Source organism: Coleofasciculus sp. C1-SOL-03, assembly GCF_040220555.1.
Taxonomy (GTDB): Bacteria; Cyanobacteriota; Cyanobacteriia; order Cyanobacteriales; family Coleofasciculaceae; genus Coleofasciculus.
This window is the reverse complement of record NZ_JAVJUO010000006.1, coordinates 1-20,839: the sequence shown is the minus strand read 5'-3', so window position 1 is coordinate 20,839 and position 20,839 is coordinate 1. Positions and strand designations below refer to the sequence as shown.

Sequence of the window (20,839 nt, the reverse complement as noted above, 5' to 3'; positions counted from 1 at the left end):
GGTCCAGTTATAGGCACGACAATCAACCCCGTGCTTCGCTGCAACAACTGGACTTTTTTAGCGGTAAACTGTCCTAATCGCTTCCAGTTAACATCGCTAACTGAAACCTGTTTGTCGGTGTCTCCAGAACACCAACCGATGTAAGTCTTTCCGGCTTTTAATGCTATAACTTTGTCACCTTTCCTGAAGCCATGGCGGGTAACTGTGCCGCCATATTTGCGCCGTTTACCGCCCTTAGATGGAACACATAGGTGTAACTGTCTACGGGCCATTGGCGGTCTACGGATTACCGCAAATGGTGCGGGGGTGACCTGAACATTGCCACACCATCCGCCGTGCTTGGCATTATTTGAGTGCCACTCTTGCCATTGAATAAACTCAAACGCCGCCAAGGTAACACCGTCAACAGCATGAGTTGCTGGTGTCTGTTGGTCTTTGTTTTTCTTGTCCTTGGCTAATTCCAACCATTGCCTAAGTTGGCTAGTTCCGTTACCGTCCCGTTGCCATCCCTGATGGGTGATCACCGGAGCTAATTCGGATAACCAGTTCAGCATTTGTCGTTGACCCACCATAACTGGAGAGAATCCAACACCCGATCGAGCCGATTTACGTCCGCTGGTTCTATCCACATCAGCCATAACCAATTCATAGTGAATGGCACTAATTGGGAACAGCTTAAACAACTCTTTAACTACTCGTAACTCTAATTGTTTGTTGGCTCGAATTGAGGGAGGTAGTTTAGCTTGTTTCCGGTTGTCAAACCTAGTTGGACGGTGACAACGCTCAGAATAAGGTAGTTTACGGTTAATCCGTCTTCCTCTCCTTGCTCTACGCATAATCCGCCGCAACTCCATCCGTTCTTTAACCGTCTTGAACGGTAAGACTAGATGAGCCATCCAAAGGGTAACTTGGCTTGATTGAACCCCGATACCGGAATAGTTTTTGCCAGGATCTATACCCACAGCTACGGGTTGGGTGTTTTCTTCTGTCTCAAAATTCAACTGAATGGCAAAACATTCTAAGTCGTTATGTACGACCTTGGCTTTACCTTCTTTCAACCAACGCCTAGCACGACTAGGCTTGGTGGGCATCAAAGGTTTACCCGATTTTGATAAAACTGGTACTCGTAACATGGTGATAAACCTCACGAGTGAAGTGCTTAGTCCCTTCCCGCCATCTCGGTTAAGATGTCCTAACGAGGGTAGCGACTCGACAAAAAGTCTTAGAGGTATCCGGACTAGGGAAGTATCCGGAGGTCTGTACCAAACCGAGACTCTATGCGGTATTCAACGTTTTGAATTGTAATTTGTCTTACAATCCCCACGCTCCACGTTAGTAGCGTGGGGTTGTTGAACGTTATACAATTCGACCCCATAGACTGTAGAGACGCTGCATGGAACGTCTCTACGGTTGGATTAGGCAACATTGGCGAATAGTTCTTGCCAACTGCGATCGCTCGCTTCTTTTTGGGCAATCACTTCTACAATCTTATTACGTGCTTCGTCTTGAAAGAGCGCCTCAACACAAACCTGTGCCACTTTCGTGCGCGGAATACTCCCATCAAACAGGGTATCCGCTGATGACATCACCACAGGGTCAGGCGTATCTTCGTTTTTCAGCCCCCCCGGTCGGACAATGGTATAGGTTAAGCCGCTTTGCTGGAGATACTCCTCGGCTTGCTTTTTCCACACCAAAATTAGCCAAAACAGATTTAGAGGATGGAACAGTTGAGAGACGCACAGTGAGGAAACCATGACAAAATGCTCAACGCCCTTAGCTTTGGCAACATCGACCAGGTTCTTCGTCCCCTCATAGTCCACTTGGTAGGGTTCTAGGGGGTTGAAGCTGGGTGTGGCACCTGTAGCACAAAACACGACGGTGCTATCTCCCACAGCAGCACTGAGACTCTCAGGCTTCAATACGTCCCCAACGACTAACTCGGCTTCAGGGGGCAAAATTTCCTGCCCTTTCTCCAAATTCCGCACTAAAGCGCGGACGGGGATATTGCGTTTGACCAGTTCATTGACGATTCGGCGTCCCGTTTGACCTGTCGCTCCGGCGACCAATGCTTTCATTTAAAAATTTCCTTCAACAGTGAGAGTTGACGGCAAGATACACAAGTTATGCTGTAAAGAGCCAGTGTTGTTTGATTTGATTCCTTCACATTCTCTTTTCAATTCTATAAATTATCAATGAAGTTTTTCCCAGATGTGCAGATTTATACCGTAAATTCGTGAAGATGAAAGAGAGAATGAACAACTGCCAGTGGGCATCCTAGCAATAGGCACCAACCCGAACTGACACCGTGGAGCAATTATGCAGTCCCAATTCCTTAACCAGCAACCCATCACAATCGAGCCAGTGCATCTAGATACCCAATCCAGTTTTACCGAGCCGGAGAGCGGCGAGTACCCATCCTGTGAATTAGTGTCTGAGTTGACTCAGTTTTACGGTCACTTCCAAGATAGTGTAGAGATGTATGCCGAACCGGAGCGAGTGACTGCCTATCTGGATACTCACCAAGAGTGGTTTCGTGACTGCGCCCACCCGATGAAAGCTGAACCAATTGGAGCCAACGGTTATGCTTTAACGATTGGGCGGTTTGGGTCATTCGGTTATGAAGTTGAGCCAAAAATTGGACTAGAACTACTCCCGCGTCACGATGGGATCTATAAAATACAGACGATCCCCGTCCCCGGTTACGAGCCTCCTGGCTATGAGGTTGACTTTCAGGCGACTCAAGGGTTTGTACCGATTCCCACTCACGAGTATTTTTCTGAGCCACAGCCTAAGCGAATAGAACTTCCCCCCACCATTACCCGTATCGAGTGGGAACTTGATTTAAGCGTTGGTGTACGGTTCCCCAAGTTTATCCACAAGTTACCCCAATCTTTGATTCAGAGTACAGGCGATCGCTTGTTGGGGCAAATCGTCCGCCAAGTGTCTCGCCGCTTGAGTCACAAGGTACAGCAAGACTTTCATAACCGTATGAATATCGCAATCCCCAAAAAATTAAAGCGGCGTTGAGTCGGTAGGAAAACTCAAGTTAACGGTGGGGATTGTCATTTGTTGATTGTTCATGGTTCATGGTTGATTGGGAATCTTCTCCCTCATCTTCCCCATCTTCCCCATCTCCCCCATCTCCCTCGCTCCTATCGTCCCCGCTGGGTGGCGATAAATTCCCGTAGCCGCAGCAAACTCAGGGTTTGACCCATATTTAACGGGAACAGAGACACCCCTTCTAAGCGAGACTGTACCCATCCTTCACCCCAACACCATTCGTGATAGCCATCGATTCCCTGGCTCAATAGCAGTCGTAATCCGTAAGACTCAGCTACCTCTACCTGATGTTGGATAGCAACCGGACCTATCCAACTGGTAAAGGTGACTCCGGGATAGAGTTGTTCTGGTAATCCAGGAGAAAGGCGCTGAGTCGGTAACCACTGGCGTAGTTTCTCTGAATGCAGCAGACTGTCTCGGATAACAGTATGGGGGGCTTCGAGTTCAATGCGGAGGTGACTTTGTTGAAAGGTTCCCAACATAATCTGTGTCCAAAAACAATAGGTCTGTTGCTCAAGAGCGTAAATCTTAATACTACATCATCATTAATTGTGTCCACCTACTGATCAGGGAAAAGGTACTATTGCTCCCCCAGCTTCCAGACGTGCCATGGCACGTCTCTACATTCCTTTCCTGGCTGCCCCCGCTTGCCCCCGCTCCCCCTCACCACAAAACTTATTCAGTCACCCCTAATTGTTTTAATTGGTGTCGCCAGGGAAGATACAGTCGTGAATCCATCGCCGACTACCAACAGTGCGATCGCGCCTGATGCTAACGACCCGACCCAACCTACAATAAAAAGGGAGTGTGTTAAGAAGTGTAAGGTTGTTCCATGGCTGATCAGTTAATTCGCGCCACAGCAGCAGAAGGGGGTATTCGTGCCGTCGGTGTGATTACCACGCGCCTCACCGAAGAAGCCCGTCAGCGCCATCAGCTCTCTTATGTGGCCACGGCTGCCCTAGGGCGCACCATGTCATCGGGTTTATTGTTGGCATCTAACATGAAGCGGGAAGCGTCAAGGGTAAATATTCGGGTGAAAGGAAATGGTCCGTTGGGCGGAATTTTGGTTGATGCAGGATTAGATGGTACGGTTAGAGGGTATGTGGATAACCCTGCCATTGAACTACCGCCCAACGAATCTGGCAAACTCGATGTTGGCGGTGCAGTTGGGCGCGACGGGTATCTCTATGTGATCCGGGATGTGGGGTATGGCTATCCTTACTCCAGTACCGTAGAACTGGTATCGGGCGAAATTGGTGATGATATTGCTCATTACCTACTTACGTCCGAACAAACCCCATCAGCACTGATTGTGGGTGTATTTGTCGGTGCTGAAGGCGTAACCGCATCGGGAGGGCTATTAATCCAAATCTTACCGAAAGCGGCTAGCGACGAGTCCTTAGTGCAAATTTTGGAATCTCGCATCGCCAAGCTATCCGGATTCACGCCTCTGTTGCAGGAAGGTAAAACGTTACCCGCTATCTTTGAACAGATTTTGGGTGATTTGGGTTTGGTGATTCTGCCCGAAATCCAAATGGTACGGTTTGACTGCGGTTGCTCGTTTGATCGGGTTTTGGGAGCGCTGAAAATGCTAGGTGAAGCGGAACTTCAGGATATGATTGAAAAAGACGAAGGCGCTGAAGCAACGTGCCACTTCTGCGGGGAAGTTTACCAAGCGAGCGGAGATGAACTGGCTCAACTGATTGAGGATTTAAGGGCGGAGTCTGTTTAATCGAGATTGGGTTAGGGGAATTGGGAATGGGAATAAGAGTTGACCAAACCAAGGCAGAGGAAAGGAAACAGATGGCTCCAAGGGATTGCTTCTAAGAGTAATAGTTTTTACCTTCACGGCAATTGCCCTAGCTCCCATTCACGATTAAGTCTCCAGGAGAATATAGCTTTTTCTGTCTAACCAGAGTAGGATTGCAACAACTGAGGGTGCGATAAAACCCACAGCATTAGGCGTAGCGAGTGGTGGAGTGAGTTATGACTAGAAATCGAAAAATGCCCGATCATTGGTATGCTACCCGGTCTTCCCAACCGAGTTGGAGCCAGGATTGGCAACACCAGAAAGGTGCTGTTGATCCTCATCGGGTCGGGCATTCAGCGTCTTATGTTCATACCACTCCCCAACAAGTGGCAACGAAGCCAGCTACTCCCTCTCCTAAACAGCCGAAAGAACCAAGACGTCGCTTTACATTCGGCTGGGCATTTTGGATGGTGGTGATTATGTTGGTTTCCGGGGGGATGGGATTTGCCTCCGTAGCTCTTTTACTAAAACTACCTGCTGTGCCAAATTGTCCCTCAATTTTTTGGCCCACGGCTTCGGCTTCGGTGCGTCTCTATTGCGCCCAGCTTGCGGCAAATAAGCGTACCACCAAGGATTTGTTAGAAGCGATCGCCCTCGTAGACGCTTTACCCAAGGACCACCCCTTGCGCCCGGAAATTAACCGCCATATCGAAGAGTGGTCAGTCGAGATTTTAGCGATTGGCGAAGAACAGTTTCAAGCCGGTCAACTCGAGGAAGCGATTGAGATTGCGAACCGGATTCCCAGAGATGTTCCGGCATTTATGCTCGTCAAAGAACAAATTAAGGAATGGGAAACGCTGTGGCAAAAGGCTTCAGGGATTTATGAGCAAGCGGAGGAACACCTGAGACAGTCAAATTGGACGTTAGCGTTTCGGGAAGCGGTTAAGCTGACAACGATAGATAATCAGTATTGGGCAGCCGTCAAGTACAACCAACTCGTGGATCTGATTCAAATCGGACGAGATGATAGTCAGAAGTTGGATGAAGCCTATCGGCTGAGTAAAACGGGTCGCGTCGATGATATTTTAAAGGCGATTGAAGCGGCTGAGAAAATCACGCCCAAGAGTTTTGCCTACAAAGAGGCTCAAGATTTAATTGCTGAGAGTGGGAATAAATTACTCAAACTGGCGACGAGTCGCTTAGAACAACGAAACTGGCAAGGGGTATTAGATATTGCCAATAAGTTACCCGCTAGCGTAAAATTACCAGACGTTAAGGCAGATTTGATTGACTTAGCCAATGCCATATCCCTGGCTGAATCGGGAACCAGTGAGGACTTGGAAATCGCGATCGCCTCGGTGCAGAAATTGGGTACTGATCGTCCTCTATATGATGAAGGTCAGGAATTAATTGATCGATGGCAACGGGAAATTGAGGACGTGGCTCGACTGGAACGGGCGCGGACGTTTGCCAGTTCGGGGCTAGTTAGCGATTTACAGATCGCGATCGCAGAAGCCAAACTGATTCCCAACCGTAATCCCCGCTACCAGGAAGCGAGGGCGGAGATTAACCAATGGACTCGTCAGATCCAAACCATAGAAGATCAGCCCTATCTCGATCGCGCTACCCAACTGGCCAGCTTTGGCGGAGTCCAATCGTTACGAGAAGCCATCCAAGAAGCCCGTCGCATTGCCCCCAATCGCGCTCTCTACCAGGAGGCGCAGAGTAAGATTAAAGATTGGACACGCACAGTTCAACGCCTAGAAGACCAACCCTATCTTGATCAAGCTCGTACCCTTGCCAATTCCGGCAATCTTTCGGCGGCGATCGCGGCGGCGGAACAAATCAAATCCGGACGGGTACTCTATGGGGAAGCACAAAACCTGATTAAGGGCTGGAAGACAGAAGTTTTGGGACAACAGCGCTTGCAACAAGCCTATCGAGCTGCCACTCCCGGTACCCCCGACGCCATTGTGGAGGCAATTCGTCTAGCCAGACAAGTCCCTAGTTCCGCCAAGGTTAGAGGTGATGCTGTCTCGGCGGTTAATCGCTGGAGTTATCAATTATTGGCTCTGGCTCAAGATCGAGCTGCTCTTAGCTTAACTGAAGCGATTCGACTGGCTAAAATGATTCCTTCTGGAACTGAAGCCTATAATGCGGCTCAAGCGTCAATTCAAGAATGGCAAAGGATTTTAGAACCACCTCCTCCTCCAGTTCTCGTTCCTCAGGGTACAGATGCCCAACCTTCACTAGAACTACCCGAACATGAATTGCCTCTGGATAATTAGGTGGTTTAAAATTCTGGGGGCAAGAAAGCATGAAAATTTAGTCTTGCCACACCACCACGCTGGAATAATATGTCAACCCAAAAACTCAAATTGGACATTAAACTGACAGGAAAGTTACAACGAAGTAACTACTGGAAATCATCCAGCGGTCTCATTAGGAAAATAATTTCCCTACTGCTCTGCTAACTTTTCTACAAACATTGTATGTTCCCCCGAAGCTAAACCTTCTTGCAAAACCGACAACACCCTCGCCATATTCCCTACCAACAAATCATCGGCGGCTAACCACAATCCAGGAAACACTCGACTCCGGATCACATGTCCTTCATCCACGGGTAACGATACATACTCACCCTGCTGCAAGTAAAACCAATCGAGTCTCTGCTCAAATACTTGCCAAACAATATACTCTTGCACCCCATTGCGACGATACGCCCGTTTCTTCTCATGTAAGTCTATCGCCACACTACTAGCGGCGATCTCTGCTACTAATTCTGGCGCACCTTCAATATAATCATCGTCGCTGAGTCTCGCCTGTCCCCCTGCATTTTCATCAATCAGTAGTACAGCATCGGGTTGGGGTTCGTTGTCCAAATCTAACCGAACAGTAGGTTCAATCCCCAATTCAATACCCGGTGTCGCCACTTGATAATTGCCTAGCCATAGGATTAAATTGGCGTGAGGTTGACTATGGCTTCTAAAACGCAGTGCAGCAGGCAAGTAAACAACTCCTTCAATCAGTTCAGCTTTCTTGAGAGAAGACATCGCATTATAACGACGCTCAAATTCATAGCGATTTAAGCGATCGCCACTTTCCAAGGATGGGAGCAAAGACTCTTGCTGGAAACTCGTTTTAACCATAGATTGCTCCTTTTACTCGCTGGTTGATATCTCCATTTCTACTCAGATCTTGCCCAACTCGCTGTCTTCCCGTCTGGGGTTGAAACCCAAAACACCAAAAGCTGGCATTCGTCTGGCATACGACTAGATCAGAGTTTTAGTCCATTTTAATGGACTTAAGCTATTAGCCCGGAGTTTGAACTCCGGGCGGGTATTGCGGCTTACTCTTCCTGATTATTTGTCTGTTATGAATCCCAATCCCACATCACCGGATTATCATCTAGGTGATCAGTGACAATGCGTCCGATCGCGTCAATTTCTTGCAGTTCTTCTGGAGATAACTTAACCTCAGCCGCCTTAGCATTACTAGAGGATTGTCCTTCATGACGCGCCCCCGCGATCGCATTCGTTTGCGGTTGGGCAATTAACCAGGCGAGGGATAATTGAGCCAGACTACAATTATGGCGTTCGGCAATCGGGCGTAGTTTATCTAAGGCTTGCTGCGCTCGTTTATAGTTTTCCCCTTGAAACAGACGATTTTTGGCACGATGATCGCCTTCTGGGAATTGATGATCCGGTCCAAATTTACCCGTGAGCAATCCTTGGGCAAGAGATGAGTATGCCAGGATTGATATATTATTCTCAATACAGTAGGGTTGAGCATCCTGCTCCACTTGACGCCAAAACAAGGAGTAGGGAGGCTGTAAGCTATCAATCTTCCCATACTGCGCTGCTTCTTCTAACTGAGTACGGGAGAAATTCGATACCCCAATTGCCCGAATTTTGCCCTGTTCCTTTAGCTTATTCAAGGCGCTCATTGGCTCCTCAATCGGCACCACCTCCGTATTAAATGTTCCGGGGGACCAATGAATTTGGTAGAGGTCAATATAGTCCGTCTGTAGATTTTTCAGAGAGCGATCGCAGGCTTCGATGACTTTATCATGTTTCAGGTTCCCCACCCACACTTTGGAGGCATACACCACCTGATCGCGCACATCTGATAATGCCTGGGCAACAATCTGCTCCGAATGCCCCTTGCCGTAGATTTCTGCGGTATCCACCGTCGTGATACCCGCATCAAAAGCGGCTCGGATGGCTTTAATCGTTTCCGCGTCTTCAATCCCCACCCAGGCACTCTTACCCGCCTGCCAGGTACCCATGATAATCGGCGTGATTTGGATATCGGAGGTGCCTAAAGGTCGCGTTTCCATAACAAATTCCTGTGATGTAGACAATTTTTACTACAATTAGCCAAGGGATTAACTGAGACGCTAATCCCATCTAATCTTCCAAACTTTGGCAGAGTCTTGGCGTCTATCCCAGGTACAATTAGCTTGCACCTCCAGGCAGTAGGTTGCTTCTGTATTCGATGTAGATTTTGATACACTCTCGCAAACCCTGCCAACCAATCTTTATGGTGCTTTTCTCATGTGTCACCTTTGTAGGTTGGGTCTTTGGAACGAAACCCAACGACCCAACTCCCTCATCTCCCTTATCCTTTCCCTTCTAAAATTTCTATCAGCCTATCTTCCATGGCATTGCGAGCTGCCACATCCGAACAATGATCAATGAGGGATTTTGCCGCTGATATCGCGGCTTGAGCTGTGGGGAAATCAAAACCGCCAAAGGGATCAATAATTGTTGGTTCAAGCAACTGTTCTGATTCGAGCCACGTTACTGTCCAACGCCCTGTTTTTCTCTCCCATATTGGAATAATTAAATATTCATCCCAATGGGTATGGTAACGTTCGGCTTGATTAAAGTTTGCCTTATAAGAGTGGCGTTTATAAACGTTGTCCACTACTTTTTAATCCTCCCTGATTCTTGATGCTGTACTAAACCCTGGTTTAGAGTCCAGGGCTTTGCCTTGAACGGTAATTTCCCCATAGCTAAGTCAAGAAAATTTCGCCTTTTTGCTTTCGTCGTACTATCAACTATTTGGCATGATTAGTCGATTTTAGCTGATTTCAGCGGGATTTCCCAAGCCTTTGTTTGTGAAACTTTGTATAGCTCCCGCTTTTCTGTGCTACCTGCTTTTTTTAGGTTGAAGCGAGATAATTGCGGTCTCGCCTCAAACGCAGAGTCGAACTTCTGATTATATCATGCCGGGACAGTCAGGGGTTGACCATTATCGGCAGGAGTCAATTGCAGCAAGAAGGGAACCGCTTTTTTAACCCAATCTTGGATAGCTGTATAAGACGCCGCCGCTTCGCCATAGCAAACTTCCAGCATATCAGTGTGGATAATACCGGGACTTAGGGGAATCGCCGCCATTCCTTTGGGCAATTCTTGAGCTAGCGATCGGGTCATCCCTTCAATTGCCCATTTAGAGGTACAGTAGGATGAGACGTGGGGAGCCGTTGAGCGTCCCCACCCCGAACTTAGATTGACAATTATACCGCTGCCTCGGTCAATCATTGCTGGGATAAAATGGCGAATCACATTAGCAACTCCCTTGATATTGACATCAATCAGATCAGAAAAATCTTGGCTGGGAATTTCCCACAGGGGCGCTAATTCATTGATAATTGCCCCATTATTAATCAGCAGATCCGGCGGACTGTACTCGTTGAGGAGTTTTGCCCAAGCCATGACCTGATCTTCATCGGCAATATCGACCACGGTAAAATTATGGGGAGAACCAAAGGCTTGATTGAGATCCTTGATTGCTGTCTCGTTTCGAGCGCAACCTAGAACTGTATGTCCTTGAGCGATAAATCCCTCAGTCATCGCTCGACCTAAACCCCGACTGACCCCCGTAATCACGATCACTTTTGTCATGGTTACCGTTTTCCCTTGATACCTTTCCTCTAATAGATTAAGGCGATATGGGAACATGCGATCGCGTACCCGTTTTTCCGGAAGTAGCGACACAGAGGCTCTGTCAGCAGCATCCAGGTGCTATTCCAGTCCTGTTTAAAATCAATAAAACGGGTGTGTGTGGCACTTTATGATTACAGTTAACTTCTCCTCGGCATAAATGACCGAGGATTCTAAAAGGATACTTCTTCAGCGAGTTTAAACACCGTAAAAACTGCTCCGCCTACTTCCCTAACTTTCTCCTAACAGCGATCGCCAATCTTGAATCGCCTGCTCAGACCAAAGCCAATTCTGACTCAGGGCGTCGGGTTGGAAATTCACCGGGTCATCTTGGAGAACTTTTTGCCGCAGTTTCAACGATTCATTTAACAGATTGGTGCGCTTTTCGGCTGGCTGTGGTTGAGCAGATTTCCAGAATCCTAAGGCTAATCCCGCATACGCTGTTAACGCTTCTTTCTTCGCCCCATTTCCCGCCACATCTGCATCAATTTGCTCTTGTTCGATTAAGGTGAGAGCATCTAACCAGGCATTGTTAGCTCGCTCGAAATCCCCTTCCGCGTAATAAGCAAAGCCAAGAGCGTTATGATAGTTAGCCGAGTCAGGTTGGGCTTTAACCGCCGTTTCCCAATACCGTCGCACATCGCTGATATTATAGTTCGTATCTCCGGCTTGAATCGACTGCCAAGCCAGACGCCCTCTCAAGAAACTGATGGTTGGGTTATCCAATTGGGAGGGAGAAACAGACTTTAAAGCAGCATCAGCTTGGGACAATGCGCCTCGATTCAGTAAAGCTTCGACCGCTTCAGTTCCGGCTTCGATATTCCCCTGACCCAGTTTTTCAATTGCCAAAGCTGTGACTTGACTGGTTTCGGCTTTGGCTAAGTTGCTCCGATCTAAGTCTGAGGGTTGGGGTAGACTCGGCACAGGAGAATCAGAGGATGTAACTAACGTATCCGGTCGCGGCTGACGGTTCCAAACCAAGGCGAAACTTAATAGTGCGATCGCCACAGCACTAACACCCAATCCAATCCATAGTTTAGGGGCAACCAGCCAGGAACGCCATCCCTTTTCAGTTGATTGCACGGGCGAGGGTTTCGGCGTCACCGTCTGTTCAGATGACGGCATTGCTGTTGTTTTTACAGACGCTGGTGCGGGTGGTGCTGAGGACTCCGTCGGTTGCTGAGGCGGCGGGTTTGGTACGTCCTGATCCTCTTTCTCTTGTTCAGGTGCTGGTTGGGGTGGATGGTTTGGGTGTGGGGGCGGTAACTTTGGTTCCTCGATCTCCGGCTCATTATCCAGTTGATCGAGTAAGTTCTTAATAAAGCTAGACGGATCATCCGCAGACGGATCATCCGCTTCCTGATCTGAGGGAGTCTCATCGGAGGGCGTCTCATCCAGCCAATTTTGCCTCGGTTTATACTCATACTCAGCTAGGGGCGATTCCTCCTCTAGCAGGAATTCATCGTCAGTGGCTACGGTTTTATCGAACATTGGTGGTGGGAAAAGTTCGGCGTCACTTTCATCAGAGACTAATTGAATGTCTGCGGGTTCCGGTAAATGCAATCGTTCTTCCCGATGATGGTAGTCATCGTCTACATTGGTGAGGAATCCATCAAATTCCGGATGCAGGTACAGCACGGGCAACGCCCAATATAATTGGTTGGAGCCATAGGCAGAAATTAGCCCCTGTCGCGCTCGACTCAGACTCAGATCGATGGGATAACCTTGATTGAGATTCCGATAAAGGAGGCGAGTTAGGGTAAGTGCCACTTCATCGGGAATCCGTTCTGCCATTGCCAAAACCCCAGGAATTCCCCGCTTGACTAAGGCTTCCGCTAAATTGCGTTCTTTGCCATTGTCTAGGGGGTCTGAGGTAGCGGTATAGGCGCCCCGACAGGAGTTAAATACGGCTAACTGCACGCCATTATTTGCCAGCAATCCAGCTAAGTCATTGCCATTTAAGGTTTCCGTTAATCCCGTTTTATTACTGACTAAATAAACATCCCCACCCGAATCCCCCAGACTACTGTGACCCGCATAATGGAAGACTTGATATTGACCTTGTTCTAAGGCTTGGGTGAGTTGTTCTCGTCCCGGTTGTTCCAAAATCGTCAGTTGAATCGATGGCGGTTCTTGGCGAGAACGGTTTTTCAGTTCTTCTTGTAGATGTGCCGCTTCCTGTGCCAGTTCTAAACTCTCTTGGTCACTTGGTCCTGCAATCACCATGAGAATTTTCAGGACATGACTAGGTTGAGGGGGAAGGGGATGCATCGGTCGCATCAATCCAGTGCTAAGTTGGTAGCGGGAGAACGCCACATCTGTCCCCGTTGCCAAAGGGCGATCGCCTGCATGGAGGACTTCCCAGGGTAAGCGAGGTAAGCGATTTCCTTTAAGTCCCAGGCGCAGTCGTAATACAGAGCGTTGATTTTGGGCGATCGCTTGTGCCATCATCCAACTATCCCGCAAACTGCCTTGAAATAAAGCATTGTAGAGTTCTTGACCCAGCGCCACCAGATTTTTACAGGATTGACGCACCTGCTGTTCGGAGTTGGGCAAGAAAAACAGCTCATCCATACTGCCAGCCCCCCCTTGTAACAAGCCCAGAAGGGGATCATTCATCAATTGTCTCGCTTGCGTTAACCACTCATCCATGGGCCAACGCACTTGTTCTTCTGCCAACGGCACCCCGGGTGCGACTCGTTCAATTCGCACTAGATGCTGGTCGTCCCCCAAAGGGGTCACAGAGATATGGAATTCCTGTGCCACTGCTATTGCCTGGTCAAGTTTGCTGAATGTCAAGGGTTTTTACTGGGTTTTCAAGGGTTATTGCATTCATAGTGTCTTTAATATAGATTGATTTAATTCTATGAAAGTTTCCTGAGAGAGTTGAGGGATTCAGACGCGAGTCAGGGGGATTCCATCAGCGGTTTTGAGCTTATGGATGAGGGGTGAGACGTTAACCCTGGTTGAGAACCCTGGAATTTTTCTGCGGCGGATGCTAATGAACTCAAATTTAGGAACTGATCCAGGATTTTTCCGGATGAACCCCGCCTATTCCAGAAGAGTGAAATGGTAGATGCACCCTGATTGACGTTCCCTGGCTCACTGATTTGGGCTAGGGATTTTTTTTCGCCCGCCGCCATAGTGGATAAGCCACATCCAGCATTTTTCCGTTGCTATGTACATCGGGATAAACAAGTTTTTGTGAATATCGGAGCAGGTTTAACGATAATCGTTTTTTGTCGCCCCGATATGACTCAACCCACCCCTCCCGCTGGTTTCAGTTATGATTGTCCAGACGAGTTCTATTTATTTGGGTTCGGTTCAATCTCTCTTATCTTAGCAACGGTTGCCCAAGAGGGATAAATCCGGAAATATTCCTCTGAAAAAGGGAGTAGGGTTAGGGTTTCCTACGTCAACCCAACCTACGGTTTTTGCCTTCTGCGATAATTCTGCTCGGTTGAACTAGCGATACACTAAACGATAGTGAAAACAGCAGGAGGGAAAACGTGGACGTTAAAGCCGCCGTCGCCGATGAAGCCGGGAAACCGTTAACGATTGAAACCGTTCAGCTAGACGAACCTAAAGCTGGGGAAGTATTGGTGGAAATTAAAGCAACGGGTATCTGTCATACCGATGCCTATACCCTCTCTGGTAAAGACCCCGAAGGACTATTTCCGGCTATCTTAGGACATGAAGGGGCGGGTGTCGTTGTTGAGGTGGGAGACGGCGTAACCAGCGTTAAACCTGGTGATCATGTGATTCCACTCTACACACCCGAATGTCGGAACTGTGAGTATTGCTTAAGCTTCAAAACCAATCTCTGTCAAGCGATTCGGGCAACTCAGGGACGAGGTGTCATGCCCGATGGCACCAGTCGGTTCTCCAGTCATGGCAAAATGCTCCATCACTACATGGGCACCTCTACTTTTGCTAACTATACCGTCTTGCCCGAAATTGCCGTGGCGAAAATTCGCGAAGATGCGCCCTTTGAGAAGGTTTGTTACATTGGTTGCGGCGTCACCACCGGGATTGGTGCGGTGATTAATACCGCTAAAGTTGAACCCGGTGCCAGAATTGTGGTATTTGGACTGGGTGGGATTGGCTTAAATGTGATTCAAGGGGCGCGAATGGTGGGCGCAAGTCAAATTGTTGGCGTTGATATTAATCCCGATAAACGGGAATTAGCCGAAAAGTTTGGCATGACGGATTTTGTCAATCCGCGTGATGTTGAAGGGGATCTAGTTCCTTATTTGGTGGAGTTAACCAAAGGCGGTGCCGATTATAGTTTTGAGTGCATTGGTAATGTCAATGTCATGCGCCAAGCCTTAGAATGCTGCCATAAAGGATGGGGTGTGAGTGTGATTATTGGCGTGGCTGGTGCTGGAGAAGAAATTAGTACCCGCCCATTTCAATTAGTAACCGGACGAGTTTGGAAAGGTACCGCCTTTGGGGGCGCAAAGGGACGCACCGATGTTCCCAAAATTGTGGATTGGTATATGGAAGGGAAGATTAATATTGATGATTTAATTACCCATGTCATGCCCTTGGAAAAAATCAATGAGGGATTTGATTTAATGCATAAAGGGGAATCAATTCGCAGTGTGGTGACATTTTAAGGCAAGGTAAGGTTAAGGCAGGGTAAGGGAAAGTTCTTGAATTCGGATAAAGGTTTGCTGGATCAGGCATTCCCTGTTCCCTGTTCCCCAATTTCAACCATTAACTGCAATGTTGTCCCACTACTTCATTTCTTCTTTGATAGCTTCTTTGTACTTCCTGAGACCGTACAATCTGCAACTGAAGACATGGACGATGGCAAGAATATCTTCAACCATCTCTCGTTCATTAGACAAGTCACTTCGGTTGAGAACCACGAGGTTGCAATCTTTTTGCTGACAGAGCCATTCGATAAGGTCAAGACCAAACCTGACAAGTCTGTCTTTGTGGCAGACCACAACTTCTCTGACGTTTCCTGACAAAACTTGTCCCAAAAGGGAAAGAAGTCCTTTGCGCCTGTAGTTGAGTCCTGAACCGACTTCTTTGATAAGCTTTCCGTCTGTGAACAGGGATTGCAGGTAGTCAGCTTGTCGCTCAAGATCTGACTTTTGCTTGTATGAACTAACCCTGGCGTAGAGGATTCTGATTCTTGTATCGCCTTCTGGATTGACAACGGAATCGATATCGTACAGCTTTTTCCGGAAAAATCTAGAAATTACCGATAAATTAAGCTCTAGCCATCAACAGTCGCTGCAAGGTGCGCTGATTCTCTTCGGGAGAACCCACAGTAATCCGTAATCCACCACCTGTATTCCGGATTACTGTACCCTGGGCTTTCATCTGTTGAACGATCTGACTTAAGCTATTTTGTTCGAGTTGGCGAGGGCGACTATAAATAAAATTGGCAGCACTTGACCAAACCTGTAAGCCGGGATGTTCAGATAATGCGGCGAATAAGCGATCGCGTTCGGCAATAATTTGGGGGATTGCGGCTAAGAGTTGATCGCGGTGAGTCAGGGCGATAAGGGCGGCGGCTTGGGAAACGCTGGGTAAATTGTAAGGTAAGCGCATTTTTTCTAATGCGGCGATTAATTCCGGGTGGGCGATGCAGTAGCCTACCCGATGGGCGGCTAAACGAAAGGCTTTGGAAAAGGTTCGCAGAATTGCCCAGTTGGGATGTTGGGATAATTCTTTAACCACCGAGGTGCGGCTAAATTCAAAGTATGCCTCATCAATCACCACTAAAATATCATCGGGTAAACTCCGTAGCCATTTGAGTTCAGCCACCGTGAGTGCATTTCCAGTCGGGGAGTTGGGATGAACCACGAAAACCACACGGATGGGAGGATGTTGAGATTGGGCGATCGCATGTTGGGCTTCATCTCGGTTAATCTCAAAGTTATCTGGACAACGCTCAACGGTAACCACCGGAATACCCAGGGTTTGCGCTAAAATCCCGTACATGGAAAATGTGGGATTGGCGACGAGAATTGACCCTTCTCCCCGTAAACAGGTAGCAATTAATAGCGAACGAATCAGTTCATCTGAACCATTACCGACTGAGATCTGGCTAGAGGTTAGGGGTGTCTCTAGAGAAGCCGATTCCGTCACATAATGGGCGATCGCCTCTTTGAGGGCTTGATGAGAACCATCGGGATAACGATTCGCCTCAATCTCCTGTTGATACGTCCATGTCAGCTTTTCTTTTAACTCAACGGGCAAATCATCAGGACTTTCATTCGCATCCACGCGATCGAGGGATGTGATTGGTTTCCCCGACTCTCCCCCTGGATGAGGAGTGTACGCCGTAAATTGAGCTAAATCTGACCGGATGAACCCCAACATATTAGTTCCCCGCTTCTAGTGGTACTGGTTTGCTGATTCCCTGTTCCTTGTTCGCTGTATCCTTTGCCTTGACCAACGTAATTATAGTAACTTCTGGGGGACAAAATAGGCGTCCAGGTGCATAAGTTCCTAAACCCCGATTCACATACATGCGATTGGCGCCAATCTGATGCATTCCTTTTCCCCATTCCCAATGATGAACCACTCGATAACATTCTCCCAGAAAGGGAATCCACTTGTGCAGAGGTCGAGGCAGATTTCGTCGTAGAATCGGTAGTAATAACGCCGCCGGTCCAAATCCAGGAATCACCACCTGACCCCCATGGGTATGACCCGATAGTTGTAAATCAATACGCCATTTCTGTAAGGGTTCCGCCGTGTCTGGGTTATGAGATAAGACAATACGGGGTATTTGCGGATCGATTTGGTTCATCACTGGGGCGGGATTGAACTCACGCGACCAAAAATCCGCTAATCCCACCAAGGCTAATTCTTTCCCCAAGGGATAGACAATTTCATTCCATAAGACGCGCACGCCAATCCGGGTTAGCGCCTCAGTGACTGTGGTTTTGGCTTGGGGATGTTCCATGTCGTGGTTCCCCAGTACCGCATAGACTCCAGCACGACTTTCCAGGTATTTTAATCGCCGTACCAGTTGATGAATCGGTTCGGGTTGATAGGTGATGTAGTCTCCGGTTAACAGCACTAAATCCGGTTCAGCCTGATTATTGACTTCGATGGCTTCCGCCAGCATTGCTTCCGACAGGCGAAACCCATCATAATGTAAATCAGTAAGCTGTACCAATTTGGTTCCTTGCAACGACGGTGGCAAATTCGCGATCGCAACCGTTATCCGCTCAACCCTTAATCGTCCTGAAAATACCCAAGCCATAGTATTAGTTTTAATTAATCTGGCAAGAATGATCCCAGCCTAGCTTAGCGCTAAAGTGGATAGGCTCCCTGTGATCCCCTATACTCAGGTTACTCCGTCGATTGCCAGAACTGATTGGCTATTCGGGCCGAAGGACATTGCGCCAAAGGTTTTCTAGCAAGGTTGGATAATCCCACTTGCTGCAATAACGATTGCCAATTTGATGTTAAAGTAGAATTCTCAGGCTGAGAACAACGCAACTGGACTAAACTTTCCAGGGTCTCATACCAAATCCCATGATTGGCATAGATAGCAGGCTTTGCCTCAGGTGTTGCTCTGTCTAATTCCTGATCAATCTGGGACGTTGGCGTAATTCGCTGTATCCACCCGGCGACATAGGTGCTGTCACTGCGGTCATACGGATCGAAAATAATACTGAAATACCAAAAATAGGGTTTGTCTTCCTCTAAAGGGGGTAAATCTGGAGCATTGGCTAGATCAACAGCAACAATGCTATCACTTGTTTTTAGCGGAATTTCTTGTTCATAAATGATAGTTTTTAACTGGTGATCGTAGAAACTAAATTCGGCTCTAACGTTTTGTAAACTTACATCCGGAATATAAAAATATAAGGTGGGATAGTCAGCGAGGGTTCTACCCACTGTAGATTGAGGAATTAACGCCATTAACGGAATCGGCGGACGGTATCCTTGACAACGAGTGGCGGCATAGTTTTCCATCCGATTTCCGGGCGTAATGTCTAATTGATTCAAAACTCTCTTATCCGGAATCTTTAACGTAATTTGTTCTTTGGTATAGCCACACTTTACCAAATCTTCAATTGGGGTTTTTATCGGAAAACGTCTAGCAAGCGAAGGCTCAGCTTGGGCGGGCTGTGAACTACTTAAGGAAACTAGGCTTATCCAGGAGGTTAAACAAGCTGCTATCAAATGTTTAGGACAAATCATAGGATTCGCGATCGCGTTCTGCATGACTATAAATTCAGTATAGCTTTCCAGGTCACTGATCACGGGTCATTAAACATTAGCACTAGACGTGAGTAGAGACGTTGCATGCAACGTCTCTACAATGGTGCCTTTGTTCTAATCGATGTGTCTACTGCTATATCTTCCTGAGCAAGGATTGGTTTATGGAAAAGACTATATTTCTTGATACCATACAAGAATGTTGAGACGTGGTAGATTTATGCGCCGAATGCGCCGAACTGTTACGCTGATTGCACTGGCGGTATTGACAATGGTATTCGCGATCGCCTGTCAGGGGGGTGGGAGTGCGATTAAGGTGGGATCGAAAGATTTTACGGAGCAATTTATTTTAGGGGAAATGTATGCTTTGGTACTGGAAAACCAAGGTTTTGAGGTTGAACGCAAGCTAAACTTGGGCGGAACCCCTGTAGCGCAAGCGGGTTTGGAAAGTGGTCAAATTGATTTATATCCAGAGTATACGGGAACGGCGTTGTTAACTGTATTAAAGCGTCCGGTTAGTAGTGATTCTCAGCAGGTTTATCAAACGGTAGCGGATAGTTATCAAGAGAACTATAATCTGGTTTGGCTAGACCCTGCACCGATGAATAATACGCAAGCCTTGGTGATGACGCCGGAGGGGGCGAAAGACTATAGGATTAAAACAATTTCCGATCTGGTTGATCAGGCAAATCAATTAACCCTGATTGGTCCACCGGAATTTGAGGTTCGTGAGGATGGATTACCCGGTTTAAAACAAGTTTATGGGGACTTTCAGCTTGAAGAATTTATTCCGGCTGATCCAGGATTAAGATATCAAGCCTTAACCGAAGGTCAAGCGGATGTCGCTGTGGCGTTTGCTACGGATGGTGAGATTAATGCGTTTAATTTAGTGGTATTAGAGGATAACAAAAACTTTTTTCCGCCCTACCAAGTTGCGCCAGTGGTGCGTCAAGAAACATTGGAGAAGCATCCCGGAATTCGAGAGGTGCTGAATCAGTTAGCGCCAAAGTTAACAAATGAAACGATGCGGCGATTGAATTATGAAGTGAGTGGCAAAAAGCGTGAACCGGCTGAGGTGGCTAAAGAGTTTCTGATCCAAGAGGGATTTGTCGGGGCGCACTGACTGTCAACTTAAGCGCTAAAAGCAGGGGGAGCAGGGGGAGCAGGGGAAGCAATGTAGAGACGTGCCATGGCACGTCTGGGAGCAGGGGGAGCAACAAATGAGAGTAATGGTGCGTTACGCTTTGCTAACGCACCCTACAAGTTTGCTTGTTTAAATGGTACAAGTATGAGTTAAAAGGGGCTGACTTTATAGGTTTTCAGTGAAATTTTTGATGGCTTCCGGTAAGAACTGTTTCAATACATCAGTCGGTTGGCGATCCCAAGTATCGACATGTTTGTAAATTAAGCCGCGTTCGTTTAAATAATACGACGAATTGCCCTTAAAAAAGATATGGGTTTCCCAGGGAAGACGCAAACTGCCGCGCACTGTCCAATTGGCTTCAATTTTATCTGGCTTAGTCTGGCTGACATCATGCAGATCTAGGGCGATGTTCGTAAAGAACAACTGAGCGTGAAATCGCAGCGACCAATAAACGATAACCCAATCTGTAGGGGCGGGTTTAGGGATTAACATATCAAAACATAACCGATAACTTTCGTACAAAACCCGCCCTCCCCCAGCCCTGTTGAAAAGGAAATCGCAGCTACACAAACAAAGTCCGCAAGGTAAGGACTAAATTAATTGCGTTATCGTAAACCCAATCTGTAGGGGCGGGTTTAGGGATTAACATATCAAAACATAACCGATAACTTTCGTACAAAACCCGCCCTCCCCCAGCCCTGTTGAAAAGGAAATCGCAGCTACACAAACAAAGTCCGC

General features: G+C 47.6%; 18 protein-coding genes. 5 read left to right on the top strand and 13 right to left on the bottom strand.

The window, feature by feature from the left end; all coding sequences use genetic code 11:
• On the bottom strand, positions 1 to 1,133 hold a 1,133-nt coding region (locus RIE73_RS00685; RefSeq protein ID WP_446399345.1), incomplete at its 3' end, for an RRXRR domain-containing protein.
• A 282-nt stretch (positions 1,134 to 1,415) separates the two neighbouring features.
• Complete coding sequence (locus RIE73_RS00680; protein ID WP_446399344.1) at positions 1,416 to 2,075, bottom strand: SDR family oxidoreductase; 660 nt, start codon at positions 2,073 to 2,075, stop codon at positions 1,416 to 1,418.
• A 241-nt stretch (positions 2,076 to 2,316) separates the two neighbouring features.
• Here RIE73_RS00680 and RIE73_RS00675 point away from each other — a divergent pair, with 241 nt between their 5' ends.
• Positions 2,317 to 3,027: a DUF1997 domain-containing protein gene (locus RIE73_RS00675; protein ID WP_446399343.1), complete on the top strand. Its 711-nt coding sequence runs from the start codon at positions 2,317 to 2,319 to the stop codon at positions 3,025 to 3,027.
• A 125-nt stretch (positions 3,028 to 3,152) separates the two neighbouring features.
• Here the strand turns inward: RIE73_RS00675 and RIE73_RS00670 are convergent, their stop codons facing one another.
• Entirely contained in the window at positions 3,153 to 3,542 is a 390-nt protein-coding gene (locus RIE73_RS00670; RefSeq protein WP_446399342.1) for a hypothetical protein, read from the bottom strand.
• Between the two features lie 350 nt (positions 3,543 to 3,892).
• Between RIE73_RS00670 and hslO the strand changes: the two genes are divergently transcribed.
• Positions 3,893 to 4,792, top strand: coding sequence for an Hsp33 family molecular chaperone HslO (gene hslO, locus RIE73_RS00665; RefSeq protein ID WP_446399341.1), 900 nt, complete (start codon positions 3,893 to 3,895; stop codon positions 4,790 to 4,792).
• 254 nt (positions 4,793 to 5,046) lie between these two features.
• Positions 5,047 to 7,098: a chromosome segregation ATPase gene (locus RIE73_RS00660; protein ID WP_446399340.1), complete on the top strand. Its 2,052-nt coding sequence runs from the start codon at positions 5,047 to 5,049 to the stop codon at positions 7,096 to 7,098.
• 171 nt (positions 7,099 to 7,269) lie between these two features.
• On the opposite strand, the gene RIE73_RS00655 is transcribed toward RIE73_RS00660, so the two are convergent.
• From RIE73_RS00655 to RIE73_RS00635, 5 genes are all read right to left on the bottom strand, one after another.
• Complete coding sequence (locus RIE73_RS00655) at positions 7,270 to 7,959, bottom strand: Uma2 family endonuclease (protein ID WP_446399339.1); 690 nt, start codon at positions 7,957 to 7,959, stop codon at positions 7,270 to 7,272.
• A gap of 224 nt (positions 7,960 to 8,183) precedes the next feature.
• On the bottom strand, positions 8,184 to 9,149 hold the full coding sequence (locus tag RIE73_RS00650; RefSeq protein ID WP_446399338.1) for an aldo/keto reductase: 966 nt from the start codon (positions 9,147 to 9,149) through the stop codon (positions 8,184 to 8,186).
• A gap of 281 nt (positions 9,150 to 9,430) precedes the next feature.
• A complete protein-coding gene (locus RIE73_RS00645; RefSeq protein ID WP_446399337.1) occupies positions 9,431 to 9,739 on the bottom strand; it encodes a hypothetical protein in 309 nt (102 codons plus the stop codon).
• 299 nt (positions 9,740 to 10,038) lie between these two features.
• Complete coding sequence (locus RIE73_RS00640; RefSeq protein ID WP_446399336.1) at positions 10,039 to 10,719, bottom strand: SDR family oxidoreductase; 681 nt, start codon at positions 10,717 to 10,719, stop codon at positions 10,039 to 10,041.
• A 270-nt stretch (positions 10,720 to 10,989) separates the two neighbouring features.
• On the bottom strand, positions 10,990 to 13,557 hold the full coding sequence (locus RIE73_RS00635) for a CHAT domain-containing protein (protein WP_446399335.1): 2,568 nt from the start codon (positions 13,555 to 13,557) through the stop codon (positions 10,990 to 10,992).
• Between the two features lie 710 nt (positions 13,558 to 14,267).
• On the opposite strand from RIE73_RS00635, the gene RIE73_RS00630 reads away from it, so the two are divergent.
• A complete protein-coding gene (locus RIE73_RS00630) occupies positions 14,268 to 15,377 on the top strand; it encodes an S-(hydroxymethyl)glutathione dehydrogenase/class III alcohol dehydrogenase (protein WP_446399334.1) in 1,110 nt (369 codons plus the stop codon).
• Positions 15,378 to 15,497: 120 nt separating this feature from the next.
• Here RIE73_RS00630 and RIE73_RS00625 read toward each other — a convergent pair whose 3' ends face one another.
• The 4 genes from RIE73_RS00625 to RIE73_RS00610 form a co-directional block, all read right to left on the bottom strand.
• On the bottom strand, positions 15,498 to 15,896 hold the full coding sequence (locus RIE73_RS00625) for an IS607 family transposase (protein ID WP_446399347.1): 399 nt from the start codon (positions 15,894 to 15,896) through the stop codon (positions 15,498 to 15,500).
• Positions 15,897 to 15,981: 85 nt separating this feature from the next.
• Positions 15,982 to 17,100: a histidinol-phosphate transaminase gene (locus RIE73_RS00620; protein WP_446399333.1), complete on the bottom strand. Its 1,119-nt coding sequence runs from the start codon at positions 17,098 to 17,100 to the stop codon at positions 15,982 to 15,984.
• 1 nt (position 17,101) lies between these two features.
• Positions 17,102 to 17,992 (bottom strand): metallophosphoesterase, encoded by an 891-nt coding sequence (locus RIE73_RS00615; protein ID WP_446399332.1) that lies wholly within the window; start codon positions 17,990 to 17,992, stop codon positions 17,102 to 17,104.
• 89 nt (positions 17,993 to 18,081) lie between these two features.
• On the bottom strand, positions 18,082 to 19,002 hold the full coding sequence (locus tag RIE73_RS00610) for a DUF928 domain-containing protein (protein ID WP_446399331.1): 921 nt from the start codon (positions 19,000 to 19,002) through the stop codon (positions 18,082 to 18,084).
• A gap of 175 nt (positions 19,003 to 19,177) precedes the next feature.
• On the opposite strand from RIE73_RS00610, the gene RIE73_RS00605 reads away from it, so the two are divergent.
• Positions 19,178 to 20,080: a glycine betaine ABC transporter substrate-binding protein gene (locus tag RIE73_RS00605; protein WP_446399330.1), complete on the top strand. Its 903-nt coding sequence runs from the start codon at positions 19,178 to 19,180 to the stop codon at positions 20,078 to 20,080.
• A 186-nt stretch (positions 20,081 to 20,266) separates the two neighbouring features.
• Here RIE73_RS00605 and RIE73_RS00600 read toward each other — a convergent pair whose 3' ends face one another.
• Positions 20,267 to 20,593, bottom strand: a complete 327-nt coding sequence (locus RIE73_RS00600) for a DUF2358 domain-containing protein (protein WP_446399346.1) — start codon at positions 20,591 to 20,593, stop codon at positions 20,267 to 20,269.
• Positions 20,594 to 20,839: the final 246 nt, after the last annotated feature.

Coding starts and splice junctions, on each gene's coding strand:
- RIE73_RS00680 (WP_446399344.1), bottom strand. CDS start 2,075: ATGAAAGCATTGGTCGCCGGAGCGACAGGTCAAACGGGACGCCGAATC.
- RIE73_RS00675 (WP_446399343.1), top strand. CDS start 2,317: ATGCAGTCCCAATTCCTTAACCAGCAACCCATCACAATCGAGCCAGTG.
- RIE73_RS00670 (WP_446399342.1), bottom strand. CDS start 3,542: ATGTTGGGAACCTTTCAACAAAGTCACCTCCGCATTGAACTCGAAGCC.
- hslO (WP_446399341.1), top strand. CDS start 3,893: ATGGCTGATCAGTTAATTCGCGCCACAGCAGCAGAAGGGGGTATTCGT.
- RIE73_RS00660 (WP_446399340.1), top strand. CDS start 5,047: ATGACTAGAAATCGAAAAATGCCCGATCATTGGTATGCTACCCGGTCT.
- RIE73_RS00655 (WP_446399339.1), bottom strand. CDS start 7,959: ATGGTTAAAACGAGTTTCCAGCAAGAGTCTTTGCTCCCATCCTTGGAA.
- RIE73_RS00650 (WP_446399338.1), bottom strand. CDS start 9,149: ATGGAAACGCGACCTTTAGGCACCTCCGATATCCAAATCACGCCGATT.
- RIE73_RS00640 (WP_446399336.1), bottom strand. CDS start 10,719: ATGACAAAAGTGATCGTGATTACGGGGGTCAGTCGGGGTTTAGGTCGA.
- RIE73_RS00620 (WP_446399333.1), bottom strand. CDS start 17,100: ATGTTGGGGTTCATCCGGTCAGATTTAGCTCAATTTACGGCGTACACT.
- RIE73_RS00615 (WP_446399332.1), bottom strand. CDS start 17,992: ATGGCTTGGGTATTTTCAGGACGATTAAGGGTTGAGCGGATAACGGTT.
- RIE73_RS00605 (WP_446399330.1), top strand. CDS start 19,178: ATGCGCCGAATGCGCCGAACTGTTACGCTGATTGCACTGGCGGTATTG.
- RIE73_RS00600 (WP_446399346.1), bottom strand. CDS start 20,593: ATGTTAATCCCTAAACCCGCCCCTACAGATTGGGTTATCGTTTATTGG.